This window comes from Pontibacter ummariensis (assembly GCF_900188175.1).
GTDB lineage: Bacteria > Bacteroidota > Bacteroidia > Cytophagales > Hymenobacteraceae > Pontibacter > Pontibacter ummariensis.
The window spans coordinates 250,382-276,570 of record NZ_FZOQ01000005.1 but is presented as its reverse complement, the minus strand read 5'-3'; the positions used below and the strand labels follow the sequence as shown (position 1 = coordinate 276,570).

The following is a 26,189-nucleotide window of genomic DNA, read 5'->3' as shown; positions in this document are numbered from 1 at the left end:
GATGTCGATGCAGGTCACGTCGATGCCCACCTCGGCAAAGCACGTGCCCGTCACCAATCCTACGTAACCCGTGCCAACTACTGCTATTCTCATAGATTCTTAAATAATGTTAAAGCTTCAAAAAAGCCCTTCTCATAAAAGGCTCTCTAAATATAAACAATGTTATAAATATACTAGTTATTATTATAATTATTTTAACGAACTGTGCTTCCACCAGTGTTGAAATACAAGCAAAGACCATGCGCTCGTTTGAGTGGTAAGGCCCTTCCCCAATTCCAGTGCTTGACGGATTAGCCGCGTCTGCTGCACCTCAAATATGCCCTGCTCTATAATGAACGCATCTGAAAGACACTCGTTCACTCGTGAGCGTCCCTCGGACCTTAGAAAAGAGAGTAGGGGAACTTCAAACCCTTGCTTTCCCCGCTTCCAGAGCTCTTCAGGCAACAAGTGCTTAAAGGTCTCCCGCAATATTCTTTTCTGTGCATGCTCGTCTATTTTTGAAGCAACAGGTAACGAGAAAGCAAACTTAACTAAGCGATTGTCCAGGTAAGGGCTTCTAACCTCAACCCCGTGCGCCATTCCCATCAAATCAACCTTGGCTAACATATCGTTTGCCAGTACCATATGCCAGTCGGCACAAAGTACGTTGTTCATGTCGTAGTGGTTTCTACTGATACAATTCAGCAACCTACTTTTACGGGCGTGGTACAGCCTGTTTTGAGCCGCCGTGCGGTGCTCAGGCTTCAACAAGGCCAGCGCCTGCTCCTCCTGCAGCCAGCTAGCCCATAACCAGTAACGGTCTTCTGGTGATAGCCTGGCTCCTGCAGCAAAGCGCTGTAGTTGTCTTACTTTATTTGCAGTAAAAGAACTTCTGGATTTAGGCAGCACCTCCCACAAAGGCTGAAGCTTTGTTACAGCACCAACGGCAAATCCACCTTGGGAGGCCCTGTACTCGGCCCTGTGCTTGTTGTAGCCTGCAAACAGCTCATCAGCACCATCACCGCTCAGGACCACCTTTACATCCTGGCTAGCCCTTTTGCTTAAGGCATATACGGCCAATGCAGAAGAATCCGCTAAAGGTTCGCTTAAGCTGTTCAACATGTCGTGCAGGTGCTGATACAAGTCCTGGTTGGAAAGCAGCAACTCCGTATGCTCTGTTTTATACTTCTCGGCAACCAACCGGGCATAAGCTGTTTCATCAAAACGAGGTTGTTCGGGGAAACCCACAGAAAAAGTCTTCAGAGAACTTGCCTGAGAAGCCGCCAAGGCCACCACGATAGAAGAGTCCAGCCCTCCACTCAAAAAAGCACCGACAGGCACATCAGCGACCATTCTATCTGCAACCGCCTGTTGCAGCAACTGCCTGAGCTTTTCCTGCTGTAGCTTAAAGGGCATCGGATTCTGTGCTGCTTTTTCACCGTCGAAAGACAATCGGTACCATACACTTTCCTGTACTCTGCCCCCCCGGATGTACAAAGCCTGCCCAGGCAGGAGCTTCTTTACGTGCTTGAGCATGGTGGCAGGCGCTGGCGTATAAGTCAATTGCAAGTATTGGTACAGCGAGGCGTAGTCTAGTTCCTGTGGGACGCCCAGCTCCAACAAGGCTACCATCTCCGAGCCAAAAAGAAAGGCGTTCGCATCCTTGTAGTATAGCAGCGGTTTCTCCCCGAACCGGTCACGGGCCACAAACAGGCTATCCTCCGCCTTGTCGTAGATAGCCACGGCAAAAAATCCTTTCAGCTTCTTTAAACACTCCTGCCTTTCCCGCTCATACAAGCGCAGCAGCACCTCGGTATCGGAAGCCGTACTCAAGGTATACCCTTTAGATGCCAGCTCCGCCCGTAACTGCTTGTAGTTAAAAATTTCCCCGTTAAATACGACTGTATAACGCCCGTCGTCGCTCGTCAGCGGTTGGTTTGCCTGTTCGCCTGGAGCTATGATAGACAGTCTTCTGTTACCTAGGCCTACCCGCCCGTGCAGGTACACCCCACCGGCATCAGGCCCCCGGTGCCGCAAGGAGGCCACTGCCCCCTGCAGACGGTTCAAGGCTACCCGGCCATTCTCTGTAAACGCGTAAACTCCTGTTATGCCACACATACCTTCCTGTAAAGTTAGAACTAATTTTGCCATTGCCCGGCCGCCGGTTAACGGCTCCTAAAATTTTCGGCCCGTCCGGACTTTTTTCACGGCGAAGCAACAACCCCACCCTCCTTTCGAAGTATAGATAATACAGTTCACCCTGACACTATGAAACCTGATTGGCTGGATAAGAAAGAGTATCCGTTTGAGTCGAAGTACATACAGCTTGAAGCGGGAAAGATGCATTATATAGATGAAGGCAAAGGTGCGCCTATTGTAATGATACACGGCACACCTGTCTGGTCTTTCCTTTATCGCAACCTCATCAAAATACTCCGCAAAAAGTACCGCTGCGTTGCCATGGACATGCTTGGCTTTGGGCTATCAGACAAACCGGAGAACTGGACCTACAAGCCTGATGCCCACGCTGCCAACTTCGAGCAGTTGATGGAGCATCTGCAGCTAAAAGACATCACCCTTCTGGTGCACGACTTTGGGGCCCCGATCGGTTTTGCTTATGCCATCAAGCATCCTGAGAACGTGAAAAGCATTGTGATGCTCAACTCCTGGACCTGGTCTTTGTCTAAGCATCAAACCTTTTCGAGGGCAAGCAAGTACCTGGTAGGCCCACTGGGAAAGTTCCTCCACTCAAAGCTGAATGTCTCGACGCACACGCTTATCAAAGAGTTGTTTCAGGATGAGGAAAAAATGCCGGAGCCCATACGCCAGCACTACGTCAAGGCCCTTGGCAACCCGGACGACCACGTCAGGAAGCTGGCCTGCGCCCGCGAACTGGTTGGAGTGAGCAAGTGGTATGACCAACTCTGGAGTGAGCGCCAGAAGATACAGGACATCCCGACACTCATCCTTTGGGGCGAGCGCGATAAGCTGATTAAGCTACAGGCACTGCAGTGTTGGAAAAGATTTTTCCATGAGTGTTATGTTATACCGTTTGAGGACAGCGGGCACTTTTTGCAGGAGGAGAATGCCGAAGAGATCGCAAACTACGTGAGCAACTTTATGAAAGAAGAAAGTAAAAAACATGAACTGACACACCACTCGTAAGAACTAACGCAGAATACCTATGGGAACAGAGCAACCTTTTAATGAATCAGCATTTAACGCGAACAGATTTAACGAAAACTATAATCCATCACCAAACAAACAGGACCAAATGAGAAACCAACAGCATCACGCATCACCCCGAACGCCACAGCAGGCCCCGCTAAACGAGTCTCACATTAACCTGATGCAGTCGTGGTTAAACCTGCGCGGCATGGACTACGAGCTACTGGCAGAGCAAAAGTATCTGGATCTAAACGAGACCTTTAAAAACAGAAAAGACAACAGCAAATGAAAGGGAAGCGCTACAAGCATAGCACTACTATCCTTGGACAGGTGAAACAGGCGCAGCTCGATGAGTTCTGCGCCTATTGCTTTTAAAGGTTTTGCCTCAACTTAAAAATCCTGCCGCTTCAAATTTTGTTTTAGAAAAGACGGCTTATCAGTATATTAGCAAGTAATAATACTTTCGAGAATACACTGCTTAAGTACGCTTTGAAAACACTCCATACTACGACCACCCTTTTAGCCTTTTTCCTGTTGCTACTGGCCTCCTGCCAGTCCTCCCAACCTGTCTTCAGTAAACGCGGTGAGGAGTACAGGTCTGCCCGTGAGATTGCAGAGGCAAAGCGCCAGGAACGCCGCGCTCGCAGGCTTGCCAGAAGAAACGGCGGTGATGACCACAATCTAGCCTCAAAAGAGCAGACTAGCCGGAATCGCGCTCGGAGCTCCCGCCATCTGGAAAAAAATGTAGCTACGGTGGTACAAGCAGCCCGCTCGTACACGGGCACTCCCTATAAATGGGGTGGCACTACACGCATAGGCATGGACTGCTCCGGCCTGCTCTGCGCTTCTTTTCAAAGCATAGACGTGCTGCTACCCCGTACCTCTGAGGAGCAGAGCCGGTTTGGCAACAGCATCAGGACCAAAGACATAAAGGAAGGCGACCTGGTGTTCTTTGGGGCTAACAAACACAGCCGTGATATAACGCATGTGGGCATGGTAACAGAGGTGATTAACGATAAAGAGGTGAAATTTATACATGCCTCTACCTCCCTGGGTGTGGTCGAAAACAACCTGTATTCTGACTATTACCAAAGGATATTTATAAAAGCTGTGCGTCCTCCCGTGTTCTAAGGCCCCCTTTTAAAAGGGTCTGTAACAGATTTTTATGCAAACATAACATACAAAACCTATTACGCACGTACTTAATAGCTAAGTGAATAATTCTTTTTCAATTAGTTATTTAAGTATTATGAATTTTCTTTACAAACGTTTGCTTCTGTGCTTTACCATGGTACTAATAGTGCAATTCGCATGGGCACAGGGGCTTACTTCAGCAGCTTTAGTTGGCGTTGTAACCGACCAGAGCAAAACGCCTCTTCCCGGTGCTACTGTCATTGCCATACACCAACCAACTAATACGCAATATGTAGCCACCACTAACGCAGAAGGCTATTACAATATTCAGAACATGCGTGTGGGGGGGCCTTATACCGTTGCCACCTCTTATATAGGCTACCAGGAACAACGGGTAGAAGGGATAGAGCTTATCTTAGGCCAATTGACGCGCGTAGACTTCCAATTACCGGAAAGTGCCAATCAGCTGGGTGAGATAGAGGTAATCGGGGAACAGAACGATATCTTTAACCAGGACCGCACGGGTGCGGCCACCAGCATAACCCGGGAACAGCTTCGGACGCTCCCTACCCTAAACCGCAGCTTACAAGACTTTACGCGTCTTACGCCGCAGGCAGCAGGAAACTCTATTGCCGGCACCAACAACCGCTACAACAATATCACCATCGACGGCGCCGTGAACAACGACGTGTTTGGTCTGTCTGGCAGCGGTACGCCGGGCGGGCAGGCAGGCACGCAACCAATCTCGCTGGACGCGATTGAGCAGATACATGTGGTCGTAGCGCCTTACGATGTAAAGCTGGGTAATTTTACCGGTGGCGGTATAAATGCTGTAACGCGATCAGGCGATAATACCTTCTCAGGCTCTGTTTATGGCTTCGCGAGAAACGAGGACATCATCGGTAAGTCTGTTGAGGGGCCCCGCGAAAGAGCCGACGATTTTAGCAACTACCAGTATGGCGTGCGCCTGGGCGGCCCCATCATAAGGGATAAGCTGTTCTTTTTCTTTAACTATGATGCAACCCGCATTACGGAACCCGTGCGCTTTGCCCCCGGCTCCCCTGAGTCACAGATTCCTTTAGACATAACGCGGAACCTTGCTGATACGGTACTGGCCAGATACGGCTATGACGTGGGCTCCTTTGGCGCTATCGACAGAGAGACACAGAGTGACAAGTGGTTTGGGCGAATTGACTGGAACATCAGCAACAATCACCAGCTCACGCTGCGCCACAATTATGTAGACGCCTTTGATTATAACATAAGCAGGAGCCGGAACGAACTCCGTTTTGGCAACAACGCGTACCGGTTCAACAGTGTCACCAACAGTACAGTGCTGGAGCTAAGCAGTCGTTTTGAAAACGATATAGCCAATAACCTGATCATCGGGTACACTAGGATCCGGGAAGACCGCGAAACGGAGGGAGAGTTTTTCCCGCAAGTAACGATATCGGATCCTATCGGCAGGTTTGAGTTTGGCTCGCAGCGTTCCTCTACCGCCAACGAACTGGATCAGGACATTTTTGAGTTCACCGATAACCTCACTTTCCTGGAGGGGCGCCACAACATTACCGTTGGAACGCACAATGAGTTCTTCAGCTTCCGTAACCTGTTCATCAACAACTTCAATGGCAGATGGGACTTCAGGGGGCTAAACGATTTTTACAACGACATCCCCAACAGGGTCCGCGCTACCTACTCCCTAACAGACGAGGAAAGGCCAGCGGCAGAGTTTGATGCCATGCAGCTTAGCTTTTACGCTCAGGACGACTACACAGCCTCCGAACAGCTCAGGCTGACCTTGGGACTACGTGTGGACGTGCCGATTTTCCCGGACGAGCCCGCAGAAAACCTAAAGCTGGAGAGAGATTTCAGCGACATTTATCCTGACCTGGAAACAGACCGGACACCAAGCGGGCAACTCTTATGGGCACCGCGTTTCGGGTTCAACTATACGCCCACAGACGAACGCAACTTCCAGATAAGGGGTGGTACAGGTATCTTCACGGGCCGCGTGCCTTTTGTCTGGCTATCTAACCAGTTTATAAACACCGGTACCATTCTGGGTACCCTCGACCGGCGTAACCCTGCAGGCTTTGTGGAGGACGTAAACCAACTGATAGACCCAACCATACCGCAGACTTTTGAGATAAACGTGATTGGGGATGACTTTAAACTCCCGCAGGTGTGGCGAAGCAACCTGGCTTTCGATTATACCCTGCCCTACGACGTCTACCTGACAGTGGAAGGTATTTATTCCAAAACCCTTAACGACGTCGTGTACCGGGACCTGAACCTGGTGGAGCCGGAAGGAAGACTGGCTGGTGCGGATAACCGTTTCGTTTACCCTCGCAACCGGCGCATAAACCCGGATTACACGAACATTGTGTTACTGGACAACACAGATGAGGGCTATCGTTACAGTGTTACCGGCCAGCTCAGGAAAGACTTTGTTAACGGCCTGCAAACCAAGGTAGCCTATACCTATGGGGTATCGAAAGACGTGAACAGCGGCACCAGTTCCACAGCGCTGTCGAACTACGAGTTTAACCAGATCGTGAACAACCCGAACGATCCTGCCCTGTCTTACTCTCGCTACGACATTCGCCATCGGATTATCGCCACTACGGGATACCTGTTCGAGTGGGGCGAGGACAACTTTTCTACAGGCATTACCCTGTTTTATCAAGGACAGTCTGGTTTGCCTTTCACCTACCTGTACAACGGAGACCTGAACCGGGAAGGCAACTTTGCGAATGACCTGATTTATATCCCCCGCGACAGGAGTGAAATTAACCTGATAGACGATGAAGACCTTGGTACCGCCGAAGAACAGTGGGAGGCGCTGGATGCCTTTATTGAGGCAGATGATTACCTCAGTGAGCGCAGAGGAGAGTACGCCGAACGTTATGGGGCACGAATGCCGTGGACACACCAGTTCGACATACGTATCCTGCAAAACTTCTACATCAGAACAGAGGAAAACCTCCACACCTTCCAACTCACCTTCGACATCTTTAATGTGGGTAACCTGATCAACAAAGATTGGGGGCGCCAGTACTTTGTAAGCAACAGCGCCAACGAGGTAATCTTCTACGAAGGCCTGAACGATGCGGGAGAGCCTACTTTTACGTTCAACCCGAATACCGTCGCCTACAACATAGCCCCGTTTGACTCGAGGTGGCAAGGACAAATAGGCTTGCGCTACATTTTTAACTAAGCTTACAAGCCATGAAGAACAAAAGGCCCTCAGGTTTTCACCTGAGGGCCTTTTGTTTATGAACCGTGAAAAGGGCTATTTCTTGTACTCTACGTACTCGCCGTTCTCCAGAATCAGTGTTACTGTCACAGCAATGTTACCACCTTTGTAAGCAGCGTAGGTCAGCTGGAACTTCTGTCCTTCCTCAGCAGCAGGATACTTGTTCTTCAGCAGGGCTCCCAGCGCTTTCAAAACAGCCTCTGGGCTCCAGTAGTTAGATGAAGTCGTGCTGCTTTGGTAGAAGTTACCGTAAGAAGCCAGGTTCGCTCTGTTGCTCTCGTTGCCAAGCGCAGGGTTAGCAGCAATCCACTGGTAATCGGCAGCAACCAAGTCGTAACGAACAGTCAGATCTGGTTTCCAGTTACCGTCCTGCTTGGCAAACTGCAAAGCTTTTGCCACAGTAATGGTTGCTTCAACAGCTACCCACTTTGTGCCATTGTACATCATGGTGTAGATCTCCTGGGAAGTCCTACCGCTATAGTAAGCATAGCTTACATACTTGATTTCGCCTGTCTTAGCAGCAAGGAATTTTTCACTAAGAAACTTGTTGAAGTATGCCGGGAGCGACTCCTCGTCCTTTGCTTCGAAGTTATCGTAGCGACCATTTCCAACAGAATCATAGTTTTCCGGTGTTACATGGTAGGCAACTACCCATTCTCCGTTGGTATACAGGAAGGAACCCACCAGCGTGCTTGTAGAACCTGATGCATAGTAGTCATAAGTCAGGACAACCAGTTGGTTCTCTTGTGGGGAGGGGTACTTATACTCCAGAAAGTTAATCAAGTCCTCCGCGCTGTTGAAGTTAGGGTAACGCTCGCCCAGCGCATCATAATCCTCCTCTGTTACGGTGTACTTTACGACACCAGAGGTAGTGTTCTCGTTGAACTTCTGTACCAGTTCGTTATAAGTAACCGTAACAGACGTTCCGTTATCGAACTGCGGGTACTTGCTGTTCAGGATCTGTGGGATAAGCTCTGCCGCTTCTGCCTCAGACTTAAAGTAATAGTCTTTGGCTACGTAAGCAGGTACCCCTGTCTTACCTTTCAGGAGCTCATAGTCTTTGCTTGCTAACTCAATAGCCAGCTCAGGTGCGTAAACATCCGGGTTTAACTGATCCAGCTCCTCATATACGTCCTCCATAGGATCGCACGCAGTAAAGGTAAATGCGGCGAAAGAGACAATCAGATATATATACTTTTTCATTTTAATTCTGCTTTACTACTGTTTAGAAATTGATTTTCAGACCAGTTGTCCAGGTTCTGCCAGTGCCAAAGAACACAGTAGAGTTAGAAGCATCGCTGATGTACTCTGTTCTGTCGCCTACTTTTCTTGCGTCAAATGTAGCTCTGGCATCGCTGATGTACTCTGTGTTCAGCAGGTTGTTCACGTTAGCATAAAGCGAAGCGCTTAAGCTACCGAGCTTAAATTTGAACACGGCGTTCATGTCTACAAGGCCATAGGTTGGAGCCTCCCAAGGAGTAAGGCCTTCTACGTTCAGGTTTGTAGGATCAAAGTCACCGTAGTAATCAGAATAGTAGTTGTAATCCACACCCAGCTTCAGGTCTTCTACCACCTGATAGTCTAAGCCAATAGAGGCAGTAGTCTGGGCAGCGTCTCCTACTTTCACGTTGGCCATGTGAATCTCATTCACAAAGCCTACTTTGTTTTGCTGCTCGTCATAGATATCAACTGCCTTCAGGTTGTTCAACCATCTCCAGTCTCCTACCGACACCATACCTCTTAGTTTGATTGCTGTAGTAGGCTGGTAGAAGAAGTCCAGTTCCACACCTTCGTGGCGGGCGTTCACACCTAGCAGGTTCGCGAAGAACGGGGTGCCGTTCGGGCCTTGGAAAGACTTCGTGAATGTTCTGTCTTTCCAGGTAGTGCTGTACACGTTAATGTTAGCGCTCAGTTTAGCTGTTCTGTAACCATAGCCCAACTCGTAGCTCAGGATTTTCTGGTTTTCAGCGTCCGGGTTGATATCGTTTCTGTAGTTCTGGAATACCGCGTCGAAAGACGGAGCTTTCTCAAAGTAACCCAGGTTGGCAAACACATTGTGGCTTTCGTTCAGGTTATAGTTCGCACCACCTTTTACCTGGTAGCCAAAGAAGTTCTGGAAATCAGTTTCCTGCTGCGAATCACTGTCCAGGTAGTTGAAGTAGTCGATACGCTTGTAAGAAGTATTAGAAGCAGAAAGAGAAAGGAACGCAGCAAGCGGGCCTGTCTTGTACTCACCCTGCAGGAAGCCACCCTCCCACAACACGATACCATCGTTGTAGTAGCTGATCTTATCGCCTTCTTTTGCCCTGTTAACAGGGTTGTTCTTGTTTGTCTTGTCCAGCACATAGTCCGCACCCAGCAGGTTTGTTACCTCTGTATAGTGCATGCCTTTGTAGTAACGCATGTCAAGACCTCCCAAAAGGTCGAACTTATCGTTCAGGCTCTTGGTATAAGTAGACAACACACCGTACCAGTTGTGGTTGTTGCGGGAAGCTCTCAGGTAGCCAATTGCAGCCCCATCAGCCGCGGCCTGGTTCAGGTCGTACGTAGCATCCAGGTCATACGGAGAGAACTGGTTTCCTGTGCGAAGCAATGAACCAGCGAATCCGCCGCCGCCGCCGTTACCTACAGAAGCGTAAGCAGCAGTAGAAAGAGAGGAAGTCTCATCAATTGTCCAGTAGTGGTTCAGGGAGAACTGTGGCTTGTGGTAGAAGTTATCCTCTACGTTTACCACCTCACCGTTCAAATATCCCCAATCAGCGTTGTACTTCAGGCCTTGTGGCGCATTACGGAATGTCTGGATCAGCTGTCTGTTCTGACGCTGTCCGTGCCACTGTGGGGCACCGAAGCCTGTAAGAGAAAGTGTGTGCTTCTCGTTGAACAGCTTAGAAACGTTGAAGAAGTAGTTGTAACCTTTAAACTGAAGACCTTCAGCCCAACCGTCACCCTCTGTTTTAGAACCAGCTACAGAGAAAGCCCAGTTGTTTTCAGTCAGGCCAGTAGAGTAAGCGAAAGAAAGCTTGTTATAACCGTCGTTACCAATACCATAGAAAACAGAACCACCTTTCGTGGCATCTGTAGTTTTTGTGATGATGTTAACAGTACCACCGAGGGAAGGCACCGCCACTTTAGCGGCACCCAAGCCGCGCTGCACCTGCATGGTTCTGGTTAAGTCTGTCAGACCAGCCCAGTTAGACCAGTAAACAGAACCGTTTTCCATGTCGTTTACTGGAACGCCGTTGATCATCACGGCCACGTTCTCGCTGCTGAAACCCCTTACGTTAATTCTGGAGTCACCGAAACCACCACCCTGCTTGGTAGCGTATACGCCCGGAGTAGACTTCAGCAGCTCAGGGAACTCCTGGTTACTGGCTTTCTCGGTGATGATCTCACTCGTGATCGTAGACATGGCAACCGGCGTCTCACGCTCAATCGCGAAGCTGTTAGCCGTAACAATCACTTCATTGATAGAAGTAGTGTTTGGCTCTAGCAGGATGTTTCCTAAGTTCTTGGAGCCTTTAAGGCCGGCAATCGAAATTTCTTTCTGGATGTAACCAATGAAATTTACCAGGAGAGCGGAAGCGCTGCCATCCTCTACTTTGATACTGAAGGTACCATCCGCAGAGGCCGGAACGGCTTGGCTTGTTCCTTTCAGAATGATCGTTGCTCCGGGTAAAGGCTCTTTTGTTGTGACATCAACAACTTTACCTGTAACGGTACCTTGAGCATACAGATCTCTTGGCGCTAAGCTAGTAAATAGCATTAGCAGGACAAGAACGAGTAAACTTTGTTTCATCGTTGTTTTTTAAGAAGTTGGGTTGGTTGATTAATTTGCGCGCAAAGGTACAATGAGAGAAGTCTAAACTTCAACTAAAAGTATTAAAAAAATATAAAATGCTTTTCGCGCATTTAACAAAAAGATAACCTTGATAATCAGAAGTTTTTGCGCATATACGGCGTTTTCAATCAATTACAATAACTAACCACTCACTCTCCTTATCCCACACCATCGCATTGCAAAAATAAAGTACAATTAAACTTACAATTAACAGATAAAGTAAATTATTGTACTTTTAAAACCACACTTGGCAACAATACAAATATAACTTTCACAATAATTACCCATAACAGCTTATCACCTAAAGCCATACTACGTTAAAACGGCTCGCCCAACAACTCCTCTCTAAGGCAATAGATGTAAATTTTGTAACAACAGCTGCACAATTAAGAGTATAGGAGCACTCTTGATATTACAAGCTGCCTTACGGTGTGGAGGTAAGTAGCCGGACACTGCCCTAAAGATTTAAAAGCAAACAACTGAGGGATCGGCAGGTTATCTCCTGTTGTGGCTGTTTGCAACTCGTATCCAGGAAAGGCTCTCAGGGTCTTTAGCATGCTCCGCGCCCCATACTTGATCCGAAACTTTACCCTTATCTACCTCCTTGCGCAACACCTCCTGCTTATGGACAGAAAGCTGTTCGCGCAGAGGTTGCGCCCTCTACAAAGCCCTTATCCACAAACCTCCCTTTTCCGGCAATACGAACACCCACACCCATCCCGAATAAAAGTCATAACACTAAAAACAGTGTCATGGGCCTCCGTCCTACTTTTCTTAGACTCAGTTATTTAGCAAAGGGGGAAATAACGGAAACTGTACATTCGTTTTCGCAAATAAAGCAAACCCGGATTAACAAATAAATAATATATCGACAGGTTGGAAATCAAAATCCGCTCCCTACTTTTGCGCGCAAAATCAACCAACCCTTTATGAAAAAGTTTTATAGTACAATGTGCCTTATCCTGGCAATGGTGCTGATGGTTCAGTATGGCTGGGCACAGGGAAGCACTACGGCTGCTATGAACGGTAAAATTACCGATGAAAGCGGCTCAGGGCTACCAGGAGCAACCGTTATTGCGGTACACACGCCAACTAACACGCAGTATGTTGCAGGAACTAACGCAGATGGCCGTTATAACTTCCAGAACATGCGTGTGGGAGGCCCTTACACCATTAAAACAAGTTATGTGGGGTATCAGGAGCAGCGCTTCGAGAACATTACCCTGAAGCTTGGCCAGAACCTTAACCTCGACATTAAACTAACGGGTAGCAATGTTAGCCTGGGCGAAGTCGAGATCGTAAGCAGAAAAGACAATGTGATCAATGCCGACCGTACCGGCGCCGCTACCAACGTAGCACGAGATCAGATCGAAAAGCTGCCTACCCTGAGCAGAAGCCTTCAGGACTACACACGCCTTACACCACAGGCCAACGGCAACTCTTTCGGAGGACGCAACTCTGGTTACAACAACACGACAATCGACGGAGCCTTATTCAATAACTCCTTTGGTTTACAGGCAAACGTTGGCTCACAGACCGGCGCCCAGCCCATCTCTTTGGACGCGATCGAGCAGATTCAGGTGAACCTGGCCCCTTACGACGTGCGCCAGGGCGGCTTTACAGGAGCCGGCATTAATGCGGTTACCCGTTCGGGCACAAACGACTTCAGCGGTTCGGTTTACTGGTTTGGCCGCAATGAGAGCCTGGTAGGACGCAACGTAGGCGACACAAAGATGCCGAAGCAGGAGTTCTCCCTCTCGCAGCGCGGTGCCCGTATCGGTGGCCCCATCCTCAAAGACAAGCTTTTCTTCTTCGTGAACTATGAAGAGGAGCGTATTACTTCTCCTGGTTCCAACCTTATCGCGAAACGAGACGGCTTATCGGGATCAAACGTTTCGAATGTTGAAGCAGCGACTCTTGACCAGTTAAGCAAGTTCCTGAAAGACAAGTTCGGCTACGAGACGGGCCCGTACGAAGGCTATAACATGGAGACCTACAACGACAAGGTAAACGCTAAAATAGACTGGAACATCAACAAGAACCATACGTTCTCTTTCAAGTATAACTACCTGAAGTCATGGAAGGACATTCCGGCCTCTAACTCTGGTGCACCAAACAACAACCGCCAGGCGAGCATTACGGGGCTTCCTTTCAAGTCCTCGATCTACGTGATCAACAACAACCTGAACTCTTACATCGGTGAATTGAACAGCCGCTTCGGCGATAAATTTGCTAACAATCTGATTGTGGGTTACACTGCTTTCCGTGACTTCAGAGAAAGCCCAGGCGGTATTTTCCCGCTCGTTGACATAGAAAACGGAAGTGGCTCCTCACTAACTGCCTTTGGCTATGAGCCGTTTACGGCCAACAACAGGCTGGATTCCGATGTGTACCAGTTCAGCGACAACTTCTCCATCTTTGCAGGTAAGCACGTGATTACGGTGGGTACATCAAACGAAGCTTACAAGTTCATCAACGGGTTTGCCCCTAACTACTACGGCCGTTACCGTTTTGCCTCTGTGGAGGACTTCTATAACAGCGTAAACAACGGTGTTTCTAACGCAAAGCAGTATCAGTTGCAGTACTCTGCGCTACCTGGTGGTGAGTTCCCTTTTGCAGAGATCAAGGCGATGCAGTTGGGCTTCTATGCACAGGATGAGTGGTCTGTGCTGAACAACCTGAAGCTGACAGGCGGTATCCGTGCCGACCTTCCGATCTTCAACTCGGATCTGCTGCGCAACGAGCAGGTAGAAGGCATGACCTTCCGCAACGGTGAGAAAATAGACGTAAGCCAGCTGCCAGAGACAAAAGTGCTTTGGTCTCCACGCTTTGGTTTTAACTGGGATGTGAAAGGCGATGCCACTACACAAGTACGTGGTGGTACAGGTATCTTTACAGGCCGCGTACCTTTCGTGTGGATCTCTAATCAAGCATCTAACAACGGGGTACTCTTTGGCTCTTTCACAGAGGATAACCCAACTGGCCGTCCGTTTACATCAGATGTAACGGCTTACATCCCAACAAACGCCGCTGCATCTTCACGGTACAACCTGGCTGTAACCGCAAAGGATTTCAAGTTCCCGCAGGTATTCCGCTCTAACCTGGCTGTTGACCAGGAGCTGCCTTTCGGTGTTGTGGCCACTTTTGAGGCGATCTACACGAAAGACGTTAACTCTGTGTACCACAAGAACGTGAACCTGCCAAACGCTGCCACTACAGCTAAGGGAGCTGATAACCGCCCCATTTTTTATCAGTTGGATAGCAACGGTAACCTGAAGCTGAACGCAAAAGGTTTCCCGACTGCTAACAACAAGATCTACAGCGGTAACCCGGCAGATATCACTGATGCTATCGTGATGGAGAACAGCAGCAAGGGTTACTCTTACACCTTAACCGGACAGCTGCAGAAATCTTTCGCTAGTGGTCTGTTTGGTAGCATTGCCTATACGTATGCTGATTCCCGCTCCGTAAACGACGGTGGTTCTATCGCGCAGTCTATCTGGAGAGACAGACAAGTTTCTGGTGACCCTAACGCCGAGGCCTTGTCTTACTCTAACTACCTGACTAAGCATAGAGCTATTTTGGCGCTTTCTTACAAGAAAGAGTATTTCAAGCACCTTTCCACCTCTATCTCTACCTTCTTTGAAGCGTCCTCTGGCTATAGATTCTCTTACACTTACACAGGAGACATCAACGGCGACGGGCAGAGTTCAAACGACCTGATCTACGTACCGCTAGATGCAAGCGAAATTGTTCTTGTGCCGGTTACTTACCCAACAGGCAGCACACTTCCTGCTGACACGCGTGATGCGGCTGTTGTTTGGAACCAGTTGGATGCTTACATCAAGCAGGACGAGTACCTGAACTCCAGAAGAGGCCAGTATGCAGAGCGTAACGGTGCGGAAACCCCATGGACAACACGCATGGACGTTCGCTTGCTGCAGGACTTGTTTACGGATATTGCTGGTAAGAAAAACACCCTGCAACTAAGCGTGGACGTGTTTAACTTCGGCAACTTGCTGAACAAGGACTGGGGTGTGGTGCAAATGCCTAACACGGCTAGCTTACTTAAGTATGAGGGCTATACAGCCGACGGCAAACCAAAGGTATCATTCCCTTACCTGGACCCTGCTTCGCAAACGCCACTTTCGAAGACTTTCCGCGATAACACGGGTGAGTCGTCTCGCTGGAGAGCGCAAGTGGGCGTACGTTATATCTTCAACTAAAAAGCACAGGCTTTTTAACTTAAAGGGGCAGCAAAAGCTGCCCCTTTTTATTTTGCAGAAATTATAAGTCCACTCTTTTGCAATTAGATTTTTTGTTCTATTTTTGTGCCACAACAAGGGGGATTAGCTCAGCTGGCTAGAGCGCTTGCATGGCATGCAAGAGGTCACCGGTTCGACTCCGGTATTCTCCACTTGATAATCAAGCACTTACAAGGTAAAACTGGTAAGTGCTTTTTTTATGTACAAACAATTTACACAGCTAGTAGTGTGAGGCTCCCAACTGTATCACCTACAGTTAGCGTCCCTTTTCCAACTCATGCTTCAGGTCGATCACGGCTCCAATAAAGGAAGCATGCACAAAGGTTTGGGGAATGTTGCCGATCATCCTTTCATGCTCCACATCGGCCTCCTCTGAAAAAAAACCGAGGTCTGTGGAGTATTTGATCACCTCATCCAGTATCTCTCTTGCCTTAACAAAATCTCTCCGATACACCCAGTACTGTGCCATCCATAAGCTGCCCGCCAGAAAAGCCCCTTCCTTCCGGCTGTCGAACTCGAAGAGGTGGCGGCGGTATAGTTTGCCTTTCCGGTAGTCCCGCTCCAGTGCCTTTACTGTAGCGAGTACCTCCGGGGCGTTCATGTCGGTATAAGCCCAGGCCGGGAACAGAACAGCAGATATATCTACCGCTTCCTCCCCCACCGCCGCGGCGTAGGCTCCCTCTGAAGTCAGGCACTTATTCTTCACGAACTCCCGTATCTCCTGCTCTGCCTCCTGCCACTTCTTCTTTTGCAAGCTACTCTCCGCATGTTCTGCAATAAACTTTAAGCCCATTGCCGTGATCACTTTAGACGAAGTGTAGTGCTTCTCCACCCCCTCCTCCCAAAGCCCATGGTCCTCCCGATGCCAGTTCTCCGCAAGGAAGTCTGCGGTCTGCGCCACTACCTCCCAGTGCTCCTTGGTCTTATACTTGTTATAGATAAGCTTTGCCGCCAGCAGAATGTTGGCGGTTGTATCCAGTTGCAGTTGGTCGCGCGCATCGTTACCGGTTCTTACCGGACGACTACCGAGGTAGCCACTCAGGTTTAATTCCTGCTCTCCCTGTATTGGCTGCTGATCCAGGCTATACATAGGCTCCAGAAAAATGTCTTCCCGCTCCGGCTTTCTCTTCAGCCCGCAGATAAACTCTAGGAACCGTCTTTCTTCCACTCCATTGCTCCCAGCCCTGGTCAGGGCGCTCACGATCATGCCTGTGTCCCGTAGCCAAACATAGCGGTAGTCGTAGTTTCTTTCCCCGCCCGGCACTTCAGGCAAAGAAGTAGTGGCAGCAGCCAGGATACCACCGCTTTCCTCGTGCGTCAGCATCCGGATCGCCCTAATTGACTGTGCTACCTCTACTTCATAGGGCCCGTAATAGCTAAACCTTTTGTCCACGCGCTCCCAAAACTGGCGGGTAGATGCGAGCCACTTCTCTGGGTCAGGGGCTTCTTCCAACCTAGTGTCAGAAAGAAACATCCAGGCCTGACCGAAAGACGCTATCTCCAGTTCGATATGGTTATCGACGATGTGGGCAGGGTGCGAGCTATAAAAAAAGAAACTGTTTGATATAGTGATACAGTTGCCTTCCTGTGTCAACTCAAAAGGCTGTTGCCCATAAGCAGGGGCAGGGACAATTTTTGACCGGAAGCCGGAGACGCTTCCTTCCAGTAGCCGGCATACCCCCTGCGGTGCGCTTTCCCCTGCCGGCATAAAGTCTACCAAAACGCTTACCCCTTCCCCTTGTGTGTAGGTGCTCTTTAAGATGGCAGAGTCTTCTTCGTAGCTCCGGCTTGCAAAAGCTCCTCCCTCCCACGCGATCCTCCACTCTCCTCCTCGCTCCTCATCCAGCAGGCTCCCGAACAGGCTGGGGCGGTCGAACCTCCCCGGGCAATACCAGCAAACAGTGCCTTCTTTGGTGACCATGGCCACCGTACGGCGATCTCCTATCATTGCCAGCGATTCCAGTTGTATTGCCATTCTCCTCTTTTTACGAATAGGCTTTCGGGCAAAGCCTTTGCCTGGAACTGTTAACGGAAGGATATACGTAAAGGATAAGGCTGCCCGCCCAGGCACCACCCTTCTCCCTGCCTGTAAGACGCTTACCATCATTTTCCGGACGCTTACCTGTAAACCAGGCGCTCCTCAAACTACCCCTGTTCCGGGTCGTACCTTAACTTGGTAAGTATGTGTCATGTAAAGGATTAAGCTTATGTCTTTGAGTTTTGAGGAGAACAAGAAAGCCGCTACCCTTTTGCAACAGAAAGTGGCAGACGAGCTAGGCACAGATGATATGGGCAAAGCCTGCCGCGTGTTCCGTGCGGTGTTGCATGCCATACGCGACAGACTGCCTGTAAACGAAGCAGTGCACTTTGCCGCACAGCTGCCTATTATCTGGAAAGGCATTTTTTACGACCAGTACAATCCTGACAGAGTACCTGTAAAGATCCGGGACAGACAGGAGTGGCTGCATTATATCCGAAGTAAAAACGCCTTTGCAGCCAACAACGACTTCCAGCAGGACGAAGAGATTCAGCAGTCCTACGAGGCGGTGCTACGGGTACTACAAAAGTTTTTGGGAACAGAACAGCTAAACAAGGTGCAGGGCTTTCTGAGCGAAGAGATTAGGGAACCGGTCGCAGCAGAGCAGGCTGCTGATAACAGCACAAAGCCTCCTGCTACCTATCTATAACAGGAGGCTTTGCGCTGTCACTGTTGAAAAGGCTACACAAACAGCCCCTCTACTGACAGATAGCGTTCACCTGTATCGTAGCAGAAGGTGAGTACTTTGGCCCCTTCCGGTATCTCCTCTTCTATTTTTTTGCCTACTGCCGCCAAGGAAGCCCCGGATGAAATACCCACAAACAGCCCTTCTTCGCGTGCTGCCCGCCGGGCGTAGTCAAAAGCCTCGTCCTGCTGCACTTTTATCACGCCATCCAGCACAGCGGTATCCATTATCTTAGGGATAAAGCCAGCGCCGATACCCTGCAGCGGGTGTGGCCCTGGTTCTCCGCCACTTAAGACAGGTGAGGCAGCGGGTTCTACGGCGTAAACTTTCAGGTTAGGGAACTTGCTTTTCAGCACCTTTGCCACGGCTGTGATATGGCCACCCGTACCCACGCCCGTGATCACATAGTCAAACCCTTCCGGGAAGTCATCCAGTATCTCCTTTGCCGTCGTGTCAACGTGCACCTGGGTATTGGCCTCGTTATCAAACTGCATGGGCATCCAGGCATTGTCGTGCTCTTCTAACATCTCCCTGGCCCGTTCGATGGCCCCTTTCATCCCTTTCTCACGGGGTGTCAGCTCTAACCTGGCGCCATACGCTGTCATCAGGCGACGGCGCTCCAGCGACATGGATTCCGGCATTACCAAGGTAACAGGATAGCCTTTTACAGCAGCCACCATTGCCAAACCCACCCCTGTGTTACCGGAGGTAGGCTCAATGATCATTCCGCCTTCTTTCAGTACTCCTCTCTTCTCAGCATCTTCTATCATGGCCAGCGCAATCCGGTCCTTGATACTTCCGCCGGGGTTGCTGCGCTCTGATTTCATCCAGACCTCTACCTTTTTGTTGTAGAGCTTGTTGATGCGAATGTGCGGTGTGTTTCCGATGACACCCAGTACTGAATTGGCTTTCATGCGTTCCTGTTTATGGTTGATTGTTAGATTGAGAAATTAATGGCCTCTGCCGGGTCAGCAGCGCGACGGACATCTACCTGCGGTCTGTGGTACACGCGGGAGTAAGGCGGCACACTCTCCGTAAGCCATACGTTACCACCAATAATACTGTTCTTCCCAATTACTGTGTTCCCTCCCAAAATGGTTGCCCCTGCATAGATCACCACGCCACTTTCTATGGTGGGGTGCCGTTTGATGTTAGCCATGGCCTTGTCTACACTTAAGGCCCCGAGCGTTACACCCTGGTATATTTTCACGTGATCTCCGATAAGGCAAGTCTCCCCGATCACAATGCCAGTGCCATGGTCAATACAGAAATTCGAGCCAATACGGGCACCCGGGTGGATGTCGATGCCTGTTCGGGCATGGGCATACTCTGACAGCACGCGGGGGAACAAGGGAACCTGTAGCTGGTACAGCGCATGTGCCATCCGGTGCACGGCTATGGCTTTGAAGCCAGGATACGTACGGATCACCTCCCCGATGCTCTGCGCGGCGGGGTCTCCGGCTGCAATGGCCTCCGCATCCTGTAAGAGCAGCTGGTGTATGTAGGGCAGCTGCTCCATCATTTGCTGCGCCACTTCCCTCGCAGATTGTGGCAGTTGTGGCTCTATGCTCGTCAGGGTGCGGAGCAAGTCGTGCTGCAATCCGTCGGCATATACTTCCAGCTCTCTAACGGTTTCGAAGCGTTCATCTGCCAAGGGCGGAAACAGCAGCTGCAGCACGCCTTCTACCAGATGGCAAATGGCAGAGGCGGGCAAATGGTGCTTTGCCTCCTGGTGGTGCTTGAATAAGGTGTTTACGAATTGACTATTCATGATGGGTCTAAAAACGTATCCCGCAAGTTGGTGTTTTAGCTCCAACAAAAAAAGAGGGCACTTGTTAAGGCCCTCTTTGAGTTTAATTCATTCTTCCCTTACTCCTCGCAGTGGCCAGGGCCAATCTTACCCTCGTTGTAGGCTGTTAATGTTTCCGCCCACTCAATTAAAAGTGCCCGGTCAACAGTTTCATAGGGGTCTTCAGGCTCATGGCTCTCAAAGTAGTCTTCTGCGTTTTCAAAAGCTTCTGTTACGGCAGGCGTAGAAGAGGCTCCTTGCATGTTCAGTTTAGCAGCAATAAACTGATGGGCCAGGATGTAATACGCATTTCCTCCTTTAGGAGCTGTCTTCAACACTTCCAGGTACGTTTTGTCACTGTTATAGAAATCATCTTTCTCTATCCCACCCCATCTGGTATCGTACTTTTTCCCGGATGCATGGTTTTTCCAGTAGCCCTGTGTTAGGGTACAGCCATAAGGTTCAGTTGGTGGTGGAGGAGTGGTTGTTCTTTCCACACTAAAACTGATGTTATCAATAGCACCGGAGCCATTCCATTCACCACCATCAAACATAACGATCAGTTTCTTTACGCCTCTAGTCCCATTTAAATTAACAGTTTCCACAGCGCCCTCCTTCTCATGCATTTTAAGATACTCAAAGTCTACGGTGCTGTCATCAGTTAATACTAACTGTACGTATGAACGATTCTCGATAGGATTATTATCTATATCAATCACGTCTATTGAGTTTAGCGTAACATCCCCTTCAATGCTGCTAAAGTCCAGCTCCATTCTGGCTCCCCAGGCGTTATCGTTCGGCCCGGCAATTCTACCATTGCCCTCATCAGTACCATCTGGATTGGCTGCAATCTCTGCCTCTGTGTACTGGTTAGCGATTAGCATCTTCCCAAGATGTTCAGGCTGTCCTAAGTCATGTGCATCATCACCCGTAGGGTTAGCTGCGTCATATATTCTGGCAACGTTCGTTTCCTGCCACTCACCCCCAGATGTTCTTCGCATGTTATACACGCCAACCGTACCATAAGCACCGGTTACTTCTGTAATGAAAGGCAGGTCCTCTGGGTTTGTCGCTGTAAACTGTTCAAAATCTATCGTATAGTCACCGGTTTCAACTGCCTGTTGTGCTGCAAGCCCTACCAGATCGGGGTTCGCTAGTTCTTCCTTCTCGCAGCTCATCAGCGCAACAGTGGCCAGGCAACAACCTAAGAGTCTCCAATAAAAGTTATTTCTCATAGTTAGTCTTTTAAAATATAGTTTAAATAATTGAAGTATGACGCAAACAGTAACTAATTGCTGTTTTAAAGCTTCTACATATACTACAGGAGCTTTAAAAGATTAGGCGTACACTCTGATTAACAGGTAAATATCAGATTACTTTTAGTGAACATCAGGAAAAAGTAAGTTAGACAGTCAAGCTGCACCTTTTACCTTTAATACTATCTAATGTTAGGTAAGCACAATAATTTCGACACTTCAGAAATGACACCATTTCAGAGGAGCGATTTATTTGGTGCCCACTAACTAGTACAGTTTAATAGAGTATCGCAGGTTTCTTTACCCTTTAACTCAATCGTAAGAAAAAGAATGAAAAAGTGAGAAGGACTAATCCAGCACAGACTGTGCACTGTGTCGGACCTGTAGTACCAGATAGAGGAAGGCCAACAGCGAAAACACGCCTGCCGTCCAAAAAACCAGAGAGAAGTTATCAGCCTCATTGGCGTACAGCCAGCCTGAAGACAAAGCGCCTATGCCAATCCCTGCTTCCAGAGCAATGTACATGGTGGCCATAGCCCGCCCCCGGCGCGCCTCATGGCTCAGGTCTATGGTCCAGGCGTAAATGGTGGGTGAGTTCATGCCGACGGCCACGCCAAACAGCACACCAGAGAGCAAAAGCGCAGTAGCCGAGGAAACCGAACCTATGACAAACATGGCAACGGTTAACAGGAAGGTGCTAACCCGAAGTACGTTTACCCGCCCGTAGCGGTCGGAGGCTTTGCCAGCCAGAAAACGGATCGCCAAAGAGGAAAGGGTGAAAGAGGTAAAAAAGAGCCCTTTGTTCTCAATCCCCAGGTGCTCGCTAAAGTCTGGGATGATGGTCAGGATGGTACCGAAAGCAAAGGAAGTGAACAGCATAACGAGGGACGGTGCCAGTACCCGCGGCTCAAAAAGTTCTTCCCGGGATATTTTCAGCAAGCCTACCTGAAAGCGGTTCGGATCGTCTAAGGTCTCCTGCATGTTCCAGATTACAGCAATAGACAGGAAAGCCATCAGAGAGGAGGCATAAAACATGGCATCTACTGACCACTGGTTGGCAATGGCCCCGCCAATGGCTGGCCCTGCCGCCATACCTAAACTCCCGGAAAGGCCCAGCAAGCCCATCGCCTCGCCCCGGCGGGCCACCGGCACCACGTCAGCCACATAAGCCGCCTTACCTGTTGGGGTAAAGCCCGTAGAAAAGCCGTGTAAAAAACGAAGAAACAGGAAGGCTGCCACTGTACCGGTTAAGGGGTATAAAAAGCCTGCTACTATGCATACCCCTACCCCAAAGATCATCACCGGAATTCGCCCCACCTGATCCGCCAGCTTACCACTAAAAGGGCGCGAAAGACCGGCTGTAAGTGTAAAGAGCGAAATAATCAGGCCTTTGTACTCTTCACCGCCCAGGCTGCTCAGGTAATCCGGCAACTCCGGGATGATCATGTTAAAGCTTGCAAAGAAGAGGAAAGAACTCAGGCAAAGTAAACCAAACTGTACCCCGTATACCTCTTTTATCTTCTCTGCCATAGCCTTTATTTGTTCCTACAAAGGTGGCAAAGGTTTTCGAGAAGTGCTAATGAGCTAATAGCTAGGTGTTACTGTGCACTAGCAAAGAAGGGGGAAAAGCCCTGAAGACAGGACACCTTAAAACGACTACACCTGGAGAGAGGGTTCAGGCGCTGAGGGTAATACATCATTTACAGGAAGCCCTTTTTCCAGCGCCGCCAAGTGTATACTTCGGGAAACATGGTGCGCAATCTCAGGGTTCTGAATAAGCCCTAGCCGCAACTTCTTTATTTCCCCGTTGTGCAGGATAAAACTAACCCAATGTTTCGTCACCTGTAATGCCTGCACGTCCTTCCAAAGCAAAAAGTGCTCACGCCCCCATACGGCCAGGCGGTAGGAAACACGCTCAGGTGTCATCGAAAAATAAGCGTCTTTTAGCCGGATAAAATCAGTCGCAACAGCCAGGCAAAGTAGCCCGATAAGCACAATAAGCACGCTTGCCATCGCCCAATAGGGCCGGAACGCAGTTTGCCACAGGAGTTCGCGCAACACCGCATATGCACCGCCTACACCCAGGAACAGGCCCAACACCAGGACAGACTTTTTGGTAGCGCGCAGCTGCTTGCGCGGGAATAAGTTAACGTACATCGGTTTCGTTTTATGGCAAGCAGCTTTATTGGAGCACGATCTCCTTGCGCTGCACCATCTCTGAGATTTGTTCTTTCACTTGCCAGAGAACGGTGTCGTTCTGGATCCGCTCCAGGCTTATTTCATGCACTTCCTCATTCTTGAGCACAAAGATGACTTTAAAGAGCCGTATGTGCACAGTATCCACTTCGTCCCAGTCAAACTCACTCTCTTTCTCCAGAAATCTGGAGCGGTACCGCACCCCCTCCTCATGCAGGGTAAGGTGGCGACGGTACTTCGGCTTACTGTCCAGCCATATTCTGAAAAAGAAATATGCCGGCACCAGCAAATTTAGCAGAAAAACAAACACCAGCGCCGGAGTAAAGTGTTTTGACACTGCCAGGTATATTAACAAACCCAGGTGTACCCCTACAGCAAGCAGCGCGAAAAACAGCAAACGTTTTTCGTTTCTTGACTGGAGCGAATAAGCTCCTTCAAAAAGTCTGACACTGATCTCCTGCATCATCAGCATGGGCTGGTTTCTCTAAAAATAGCAAATTCCGGAAATATGTCAAACGCTTCATCTTCCAACTTATGGCAAGTGTGTAGCACTTTTTAGTTAACTTAAGGCTTGAATCGTAAGACAAACATGAAAATACAATATACCCTGGCCTTCGCCCTGGCCACCCTTTCTGCTTGCCAGTACCTTCCCTTTCAGCGCTCTAAAGAACCGGTTGCCATAAACAAGTTCGGCGACGCAGAGCTACAGCGGATTTATACTTTACAGGACGAACGCAACACAAATGCCCTGTTACCATACCTAAACCATGCAAAGCCGCAGTACCGCACCGAAGCTGCCTTAGCCTTTGCCTCAGTACAGGACACCCTGGCCGTCCCCGCCCTCCTGGGCTTGCTAAACGATACCACCATTGCTGTGCGCGAGGCGGCGGCCTATGCTTTAGGGCAGATCGGGCATGAGAAAGCCGAGATGGGGCTAATCCAGCATCTGTCGCAAGAGCAGCGCCCTGTCGTACAGGCAGAGTTACTGGAAGCTCTCGGTAAAATAGCCACTCCTGCAGGCGCAACTTTTTTGGCCTCCTATGCCCCTTCTACCCCTGTGGCGCAGGCTGGAAAGGCTTGGGGGCTGTACCGGGCAGGCTTACGGCAGCAGTACACGAAGCAGGGAGTGGCAGAGGCCGTACAGCTCTTGTCGCCTGCACAGCCCTATGAGGCACGCCTGGCAGCTGCGCACTTTCTGGCTCGTACCCCTAAGTTAAACCTAACCCCACACCGCCAGGATATCCTCACAGCCGCAACGTCTGATGAAGCGCCGGAGGTGCGCATGGCTGCTACGCTGGCCTTGGGAAGGGTTAATGCCCCGGACAAAGCCAGCTTTTTATCGAACATTGCACAAAGCGATGCCGATTACCGGGTACGCTTGAGTGCTGTGCGGGCCATGGCAGGGCAAGAGTTTGAAGAGATAAAAGAAGCGGTACTGGCCGCTCTGCAGGATGACAACATCAACACGGCTGTGGCAACTGCCGAGTTTCTGCAAGCTAACCCAACAGGGGTTCCCCCGGAAGTGTTGCTAGAGGTACTGCCACAGATACAGGATGCCCGCGTGCGTGGTAATCTGATATGGGTTTTACTGCACAATAGCCTTCCGCATAACCGCACCTACCTGAATCAGCGCTATAAGCAGCAGTACCAATACCTCCGCTCCCCTTACGAAAAGGCCCAACTGCTAAGAGGGCTGTCTGGCGACTACAATAATTTTAAGTTCATAGCAGATGAGACCTTTACAGCACAGGCACCGGTTGTGAGTACTACCGGCATAGAAAGCCTGATCCTGATGCGCCAGCAACCGGACTTCCCCCGGAAGTTGGAAAACGAATTTGCCGAGACTTTGAAAAGAGCGGTAGGCTCAGGTGACGTAGCCCTAACAGGCATTGCCGCCGCGGCCATCCGCGACCAAAAACTCAAGCTACGTAGCCAGTACCGTACCTACGATTTCCTGACGGAGGCCCAGCAAAAGCTGGAGTTACCCCGCGACATGGAGACAAACATAGAATTGCAGAAAACGATCGATTACCTGAGTGGTAAGGAGGAAACAGAAATACCGCAAAACCCTTTTACCCACCCTATTGACTGGGCTTTGGTAAAGACGATACCTGTGGATCAGCAGGTGCTGTTGCGGACAGAGAAAGGGAACATTACCCTGCAGTTATTCGTGGAGGATGCCCCTGGGTCTGTGGCTAACTTCGTAGAACTTACAAAGCAGGACTTTTTCGACAGCCTGTACTTTCACCGGGTAGTCCCTAACTTTGTAGCGCAGGGCGGCGACAAGAGAGGCGATGGCTGGGGTAGCTCCGACTACTCTATCCGCTCGGAGTTTGCCCCTCTTCATTACCGGGAAGGATATGTGGGCATGGCCTCTGCGGGCAAAGACACCGAGAGTAACCAGTGGTTCATCACCCACTCCTCTACCCCGCATCTGGACGGCCGCTACACCATCTTTGCCAAAGTGGTGGATGGAATGCCTGTTGTGCATCAGCTAGAGGTAGGCGACCGGATCCTGGACGTAGAACTGGTGCGCAAACCGGTAAACCCGGGTAAGAGAAATCTCTAAAACCGACTATAAG

The 26,189-nt window shown here is 49.7% G+C and carries 18 protein-coding genes and 1 tRNA gene; 8 read left to right on the top strand and 11 right to left on the bottom strand.

All coding sequences use genetic code 11. From position 1 onward, the window contains the following. Window positions 1–93, bottom strand: a 93-nt coding sequence (locus CHB92_RS07990; protein WP_144266288.1) for a hypothetical protein, incomplete at its 3' end; no start/stop codon positions are given. 96 nt (window positions 94–189) lie between these two features. Continuing rightward, window positions 190–2,130: an asparagine synthase (glutamine-hydrolyzing) gene (gene asnB, locus CHB92_RS07985; protein ID WP_089318660.1), complete on the bottom strand. Its 1,941-nt coding sequence runs from the start codon at window positions 2,128–2,130 to the stop codon at window positions 190–192. Between the two features lie 117 nt (window positions 2,131–2,247). On the opposite strand from asnB, the gene CHB92_RS07980 reads away from it, so the two are divergent. The 4 genes from CHB92_RS07980 to CHB92_RS07965 all read left to right on the top strand — a co-directional run bounded on the left by CHB92_RS07980 (window position 2,248) and on the right by CHB92_RS07965 (window position 7,501). Beyond that, complete coding sequence (locus tag CHB92_RS07980) at window positions 2,248–3,144, top strand: alpha/beta fold hydrolase (RefSeq protein ID WP_089318659.1); 897 nt, start codon at window positions 2,248–2,250, stop codon at window positions 3,142–3,144. A 109-nt stretch (window positions 3,145–3,253) separates the two neighbouring features. Beyond that, window positions 3,254–3,436, top strand: coding sequence for a hypothetical protein (locus CHB92_RS07975; protein ID WP_106219074.1), 183 nt, complete (start codon window positions 3,254–3,256; stop codon window positions 3,434–3,436). Between the two features lie 200 nt (window positions 3,437–3,636). Continuing rightward, window positions 3,637–4,278, top strand: coding sequence for a C40 family peptidase (locus CHB92_RS07970; RefSeq protein ID WP_245842374.1), 642 nt, complete (start codon window positions 3,637–3,639; stop codon window positions 4,276–4,278). A 157-nt stretch (window positions 4,279–4,435) separates the two neighbouring features. Further along, a complete protein-coding gene (locus tag CHB92_RS07965; protein WP_245842373.1) occupies window positions 4,436–7,501 on the top strand; it encodes a TonB-dependent receptor in 3,066 nt (1,021 codons plus the stop codon). Between the two features lie 75 nt (window positions 7,502–7,576). Here the strand turns inward: CHB92_RS07965 and CHB92_RS07960 are convergent, their stop codons facing one another. Continuing rightward, window positions 7,577–8,743: a hypothetical protein gene (locus CHB92_RS07960; protein WP_089318656.1), complete on the bottom strand. Its 1,167-nt coding sequence runs from the start codon at window positions 8,741–8,743 to the stop codon at window positions 7,577–7,579. Between the two features lie 22 nt (window positions 8,744–8,765). Further along, entirely contained in the window at window positions 8,766–11,336 is a 2,571-nt protein-coding gene (locus tag CHB92_RS07955) for a TonB-dependent receptor (RefSeq protein ID WP_089318655.1), read from the bottom strand. 971 nt (window positions 11,337–12,307) lie between these two features. Here CHB92_RS07955 and CHB92_RS07950 point away from each other — a divergent pair. Both CHB92_RS07950 and CHB92_RS07945 read left to right on the top strand, forming a co-directional pair. Then, entirely contained in the window at window positions 12,308–15,604 is a 3,297-nt protein-coding gene (locus tag CHB92_RS07950; protein WP_089318654.1) for a TonB-dependent receptor, read from the top strand. A gap of 117 nt (window positions 15,605–15,721) precedes the next feature. Beyond that, window positions 15,722–15,795, top strand: a tRNA-Ala gene (locus CHB92_RS07945). A 104-nt stretch (window positions 15,796–15,899) separates the two neighbouring features. Here CHB92_RS07945 and CHB92_RS07940 read toward each other — a convergent pair. Further along, window positions 15,900–17,618, bottom strand: coding sequence for a glycoside hydrolase family 15 protein (locus tag CHB92_RS07940; RefSeq protein ID WP_089318653.1), 1,719 nt, complete (start codon window positions 17,616–17,618; stop codon window positions 15,900–15,902). Window positions 17,619–17,850: 232 nt separating this feature from the next. Between CHB92_RS07940 and CHB92_RS07935 the strand changes: the two genes are divergently transcribed. Further along, complete coding sequence (locus CHB92_RS07935; RefSeq protein ID WP_089318652.1) at window positions 17,851–18,330, top strand: DUF2267 domain-containing protein; 480 nt, start codon at window positions 17,851–17,853, stop codon at window positions 18,328–18,330. Between the two features lie 32 nt (window positions 18,331–18,362). Here CHB92_RS07935 and cysK read toward each other — a convergent pair whose 3' ends face one another. From cysK to CHB92_RS07905, 6 genes are all read right to left on the bottom strand, one after another. Beyond that, window positions 18,363–19,280, bottom strand: a complete 918-nt coding sequence (cysK, locus tag CHB92_RS07930) for a cysteine synthase A (protein WP_089318651.1) — start codon at window positions 19,278–19,280, stop codon at window positions 18,363–18,365. A 23-nt stretch (window positions 19,281–19,303) separates the two neighbouring features. Beyond that, complete coding sequence (epsC, locus tag CHB92_RS07925) at window positions 19,304–20,137, bottom strand: serine O-acetyltransferase EpsC (RefSeq protein WP_089318650.1); 834 nt, start codon at window positions 20,135–20,137, stop codon at window positions 19,304–19,306. Between the two features lie 98 nt (window positions 20,138–20,235). Next, window positions 20,236–21,390 (bottom strand): hypothetical protein, encoded by a 1,155-nt coding sequence (locus CHB92_RS07920; protein WP_089318649.1) that lies wholly within the window; start codon window positions 21,388–21,390, stop codon window positions 20,236–20,238. 369 nt (window positions 21,391–21,759) lie between these two features. Continuing rightward, window positions 21,760–22,941: an MFS transporter gene (locus CHB92_RS07915; protein ID WP_089318648.1), complete on the bottom strand. Its 1,182-nt coding sequence runs from the start codon at window positions 22,939–22,941 to the stop codon at window positions 21,760–21,762. Window positions 22,942–23,067: 126 nt separating this feature from the next. Continuing rightward, entirely contained in the window at window positions 23,068–23,568 is a 501-nt protein-coding gene (locus CHB92_RS07910; protein ID WP_089318647.1) for a hypothetical protein, read from the bottom strand. A 25-nt stretch (window positions 23,569–23,593) separates the two neighbouring features. Then, the gene (locus CHB92_RS07905) at window positions 23,594–24,079 is read right to left on the bottom strand and encodes a hypothetical protein (protein ID WP_089318646.1); all 486 of its coding nucleotides are present in this window, start codon (window positions 24,077–24,079) and stop codon (window positions 23,594–23,596) included. Window positions 24,080–24,196: 117 nt separating this feature from the next. On the opposite strand from CHB92_RS07905, the gene CHB92_RS07900 reads away from it, so the two are divergent. Next, a complete protein-coding gene (locus CHB92_RS07900; RefSeq protein ID WP_089318645.1) occupies window positions 24,197–26,176 on the top strand; it encodes a peptidylprolyl isomerase in 1,980 nt (659 codons plus the stop codon). Window positions 26,177–26,189: the final 13 nt, after the last annotated feature.

Coding starts and splice junctions, on each gene's coding strand:
- asnB (WP_089318660.1), bottom strand. CDS start 2,130: ATGGCAAAATTAGTTCTAACTTTACAGGAAGGTATGTGTGGCATAACA.
- CHB92_RS07980 (WP_089318659.1), top strand. CDS start 2,248: ATGAAACCTGATTGGCTGGATAAGAAAGAGTATCCGTTTGAGTCGAAG.
- CHB92_RS07975 (WP_106219074.1), top strand. CDS start 3,254: ATGAGAAACCAACAGCATCACGCATCACCCCGAACGCCACAGCAGGCC.
- CHB92_RS07965 (WP_245842373.1), top strand. CDS start 4,436: ATGGTACTAATAGTGCAATTCGCATGGGCACAGGGGCTTACTTCAGCA.
- CHB92_RS07960 (WP_089318656.1), bottom strand. CDS start 8,743: ATGAAAAAGTATATATATCTGATTGTCTCTTTCGCCGCATTTACCTTT.
- CHB92_RS07955 (WP_089318655.1), bottom strand. CDS start 11,336: ATGAAACAAAGTTTACTCGTTCTTGTCCTGCTAATGCTATTTACTAGC.
- CHB92_RS07950 (WP_089318654.1), top strand. CDS start 12,308: ATGAAAAAGTTTTATAGTACAATGTGCCTTATCCTGGCAATGGTGCTG.
- CHB92_RS07940 (WP_089318653.1), bottom strand. CDS start 17,618: ATGGCAATACAACTGGAATCGCTGGCAATGATAGGAGATCGCCGTACG.
- CHB92_RS07935 (WP_089318652.1), top strand. CDS start 17,851: ATGTCTTTGAGTTTTGAGGAGAACAAGAAAGCCGCTACCCTTTTGCAA.
- cysK (WP_089318651.1), bottom strand. CDS start 19,280: ATGAAAGCCAATTCAGTACTGGGTGTCATCGGAAACACACCGCACATT.
- epsC (WP_089318650.1), bottom strand. CDS start 20,137: ATGAATAGTCAATTCGTAAACACCTTATTCAAGCACCACCAGGAGGCA.
- CHB92_RS07920 (WP_089318649.1), bottom strand. CDS start 21,390: ATGAGAAATAACTTTTATTGGAGACTCTTAGGTTGTTGCCTGGCCACT.
- CHB92_RS07915 (WP_089318648.1), bottom strand. CDS start 22,941: ATGGCAGAGAAGATAAAAGAGGTATACGGGGTACAGTTTGGTTTACTT.
- CHB92_RS07910 (WP_089318647.1), bottom strand. CDS start 23,568: ATGTACGTTAACTTATTCCCGCGCAAGCAGCTGCGCGCTACCAAAAAG.
- CHB92_RS07905 (WP_089318646.1), bottom strand. CDS start 24,079: ATGCTGATGATGCAGGAGATCAGTGTCAGACTTTTTGAAGGAGCTTAT.
- CHB92_RS07900 (WP_089318645.1), top strand. CDS start 24,197: ATGAAAATACAATATACCCTGGCCTTCGCCCTGGCCACCCTTTCTGCT.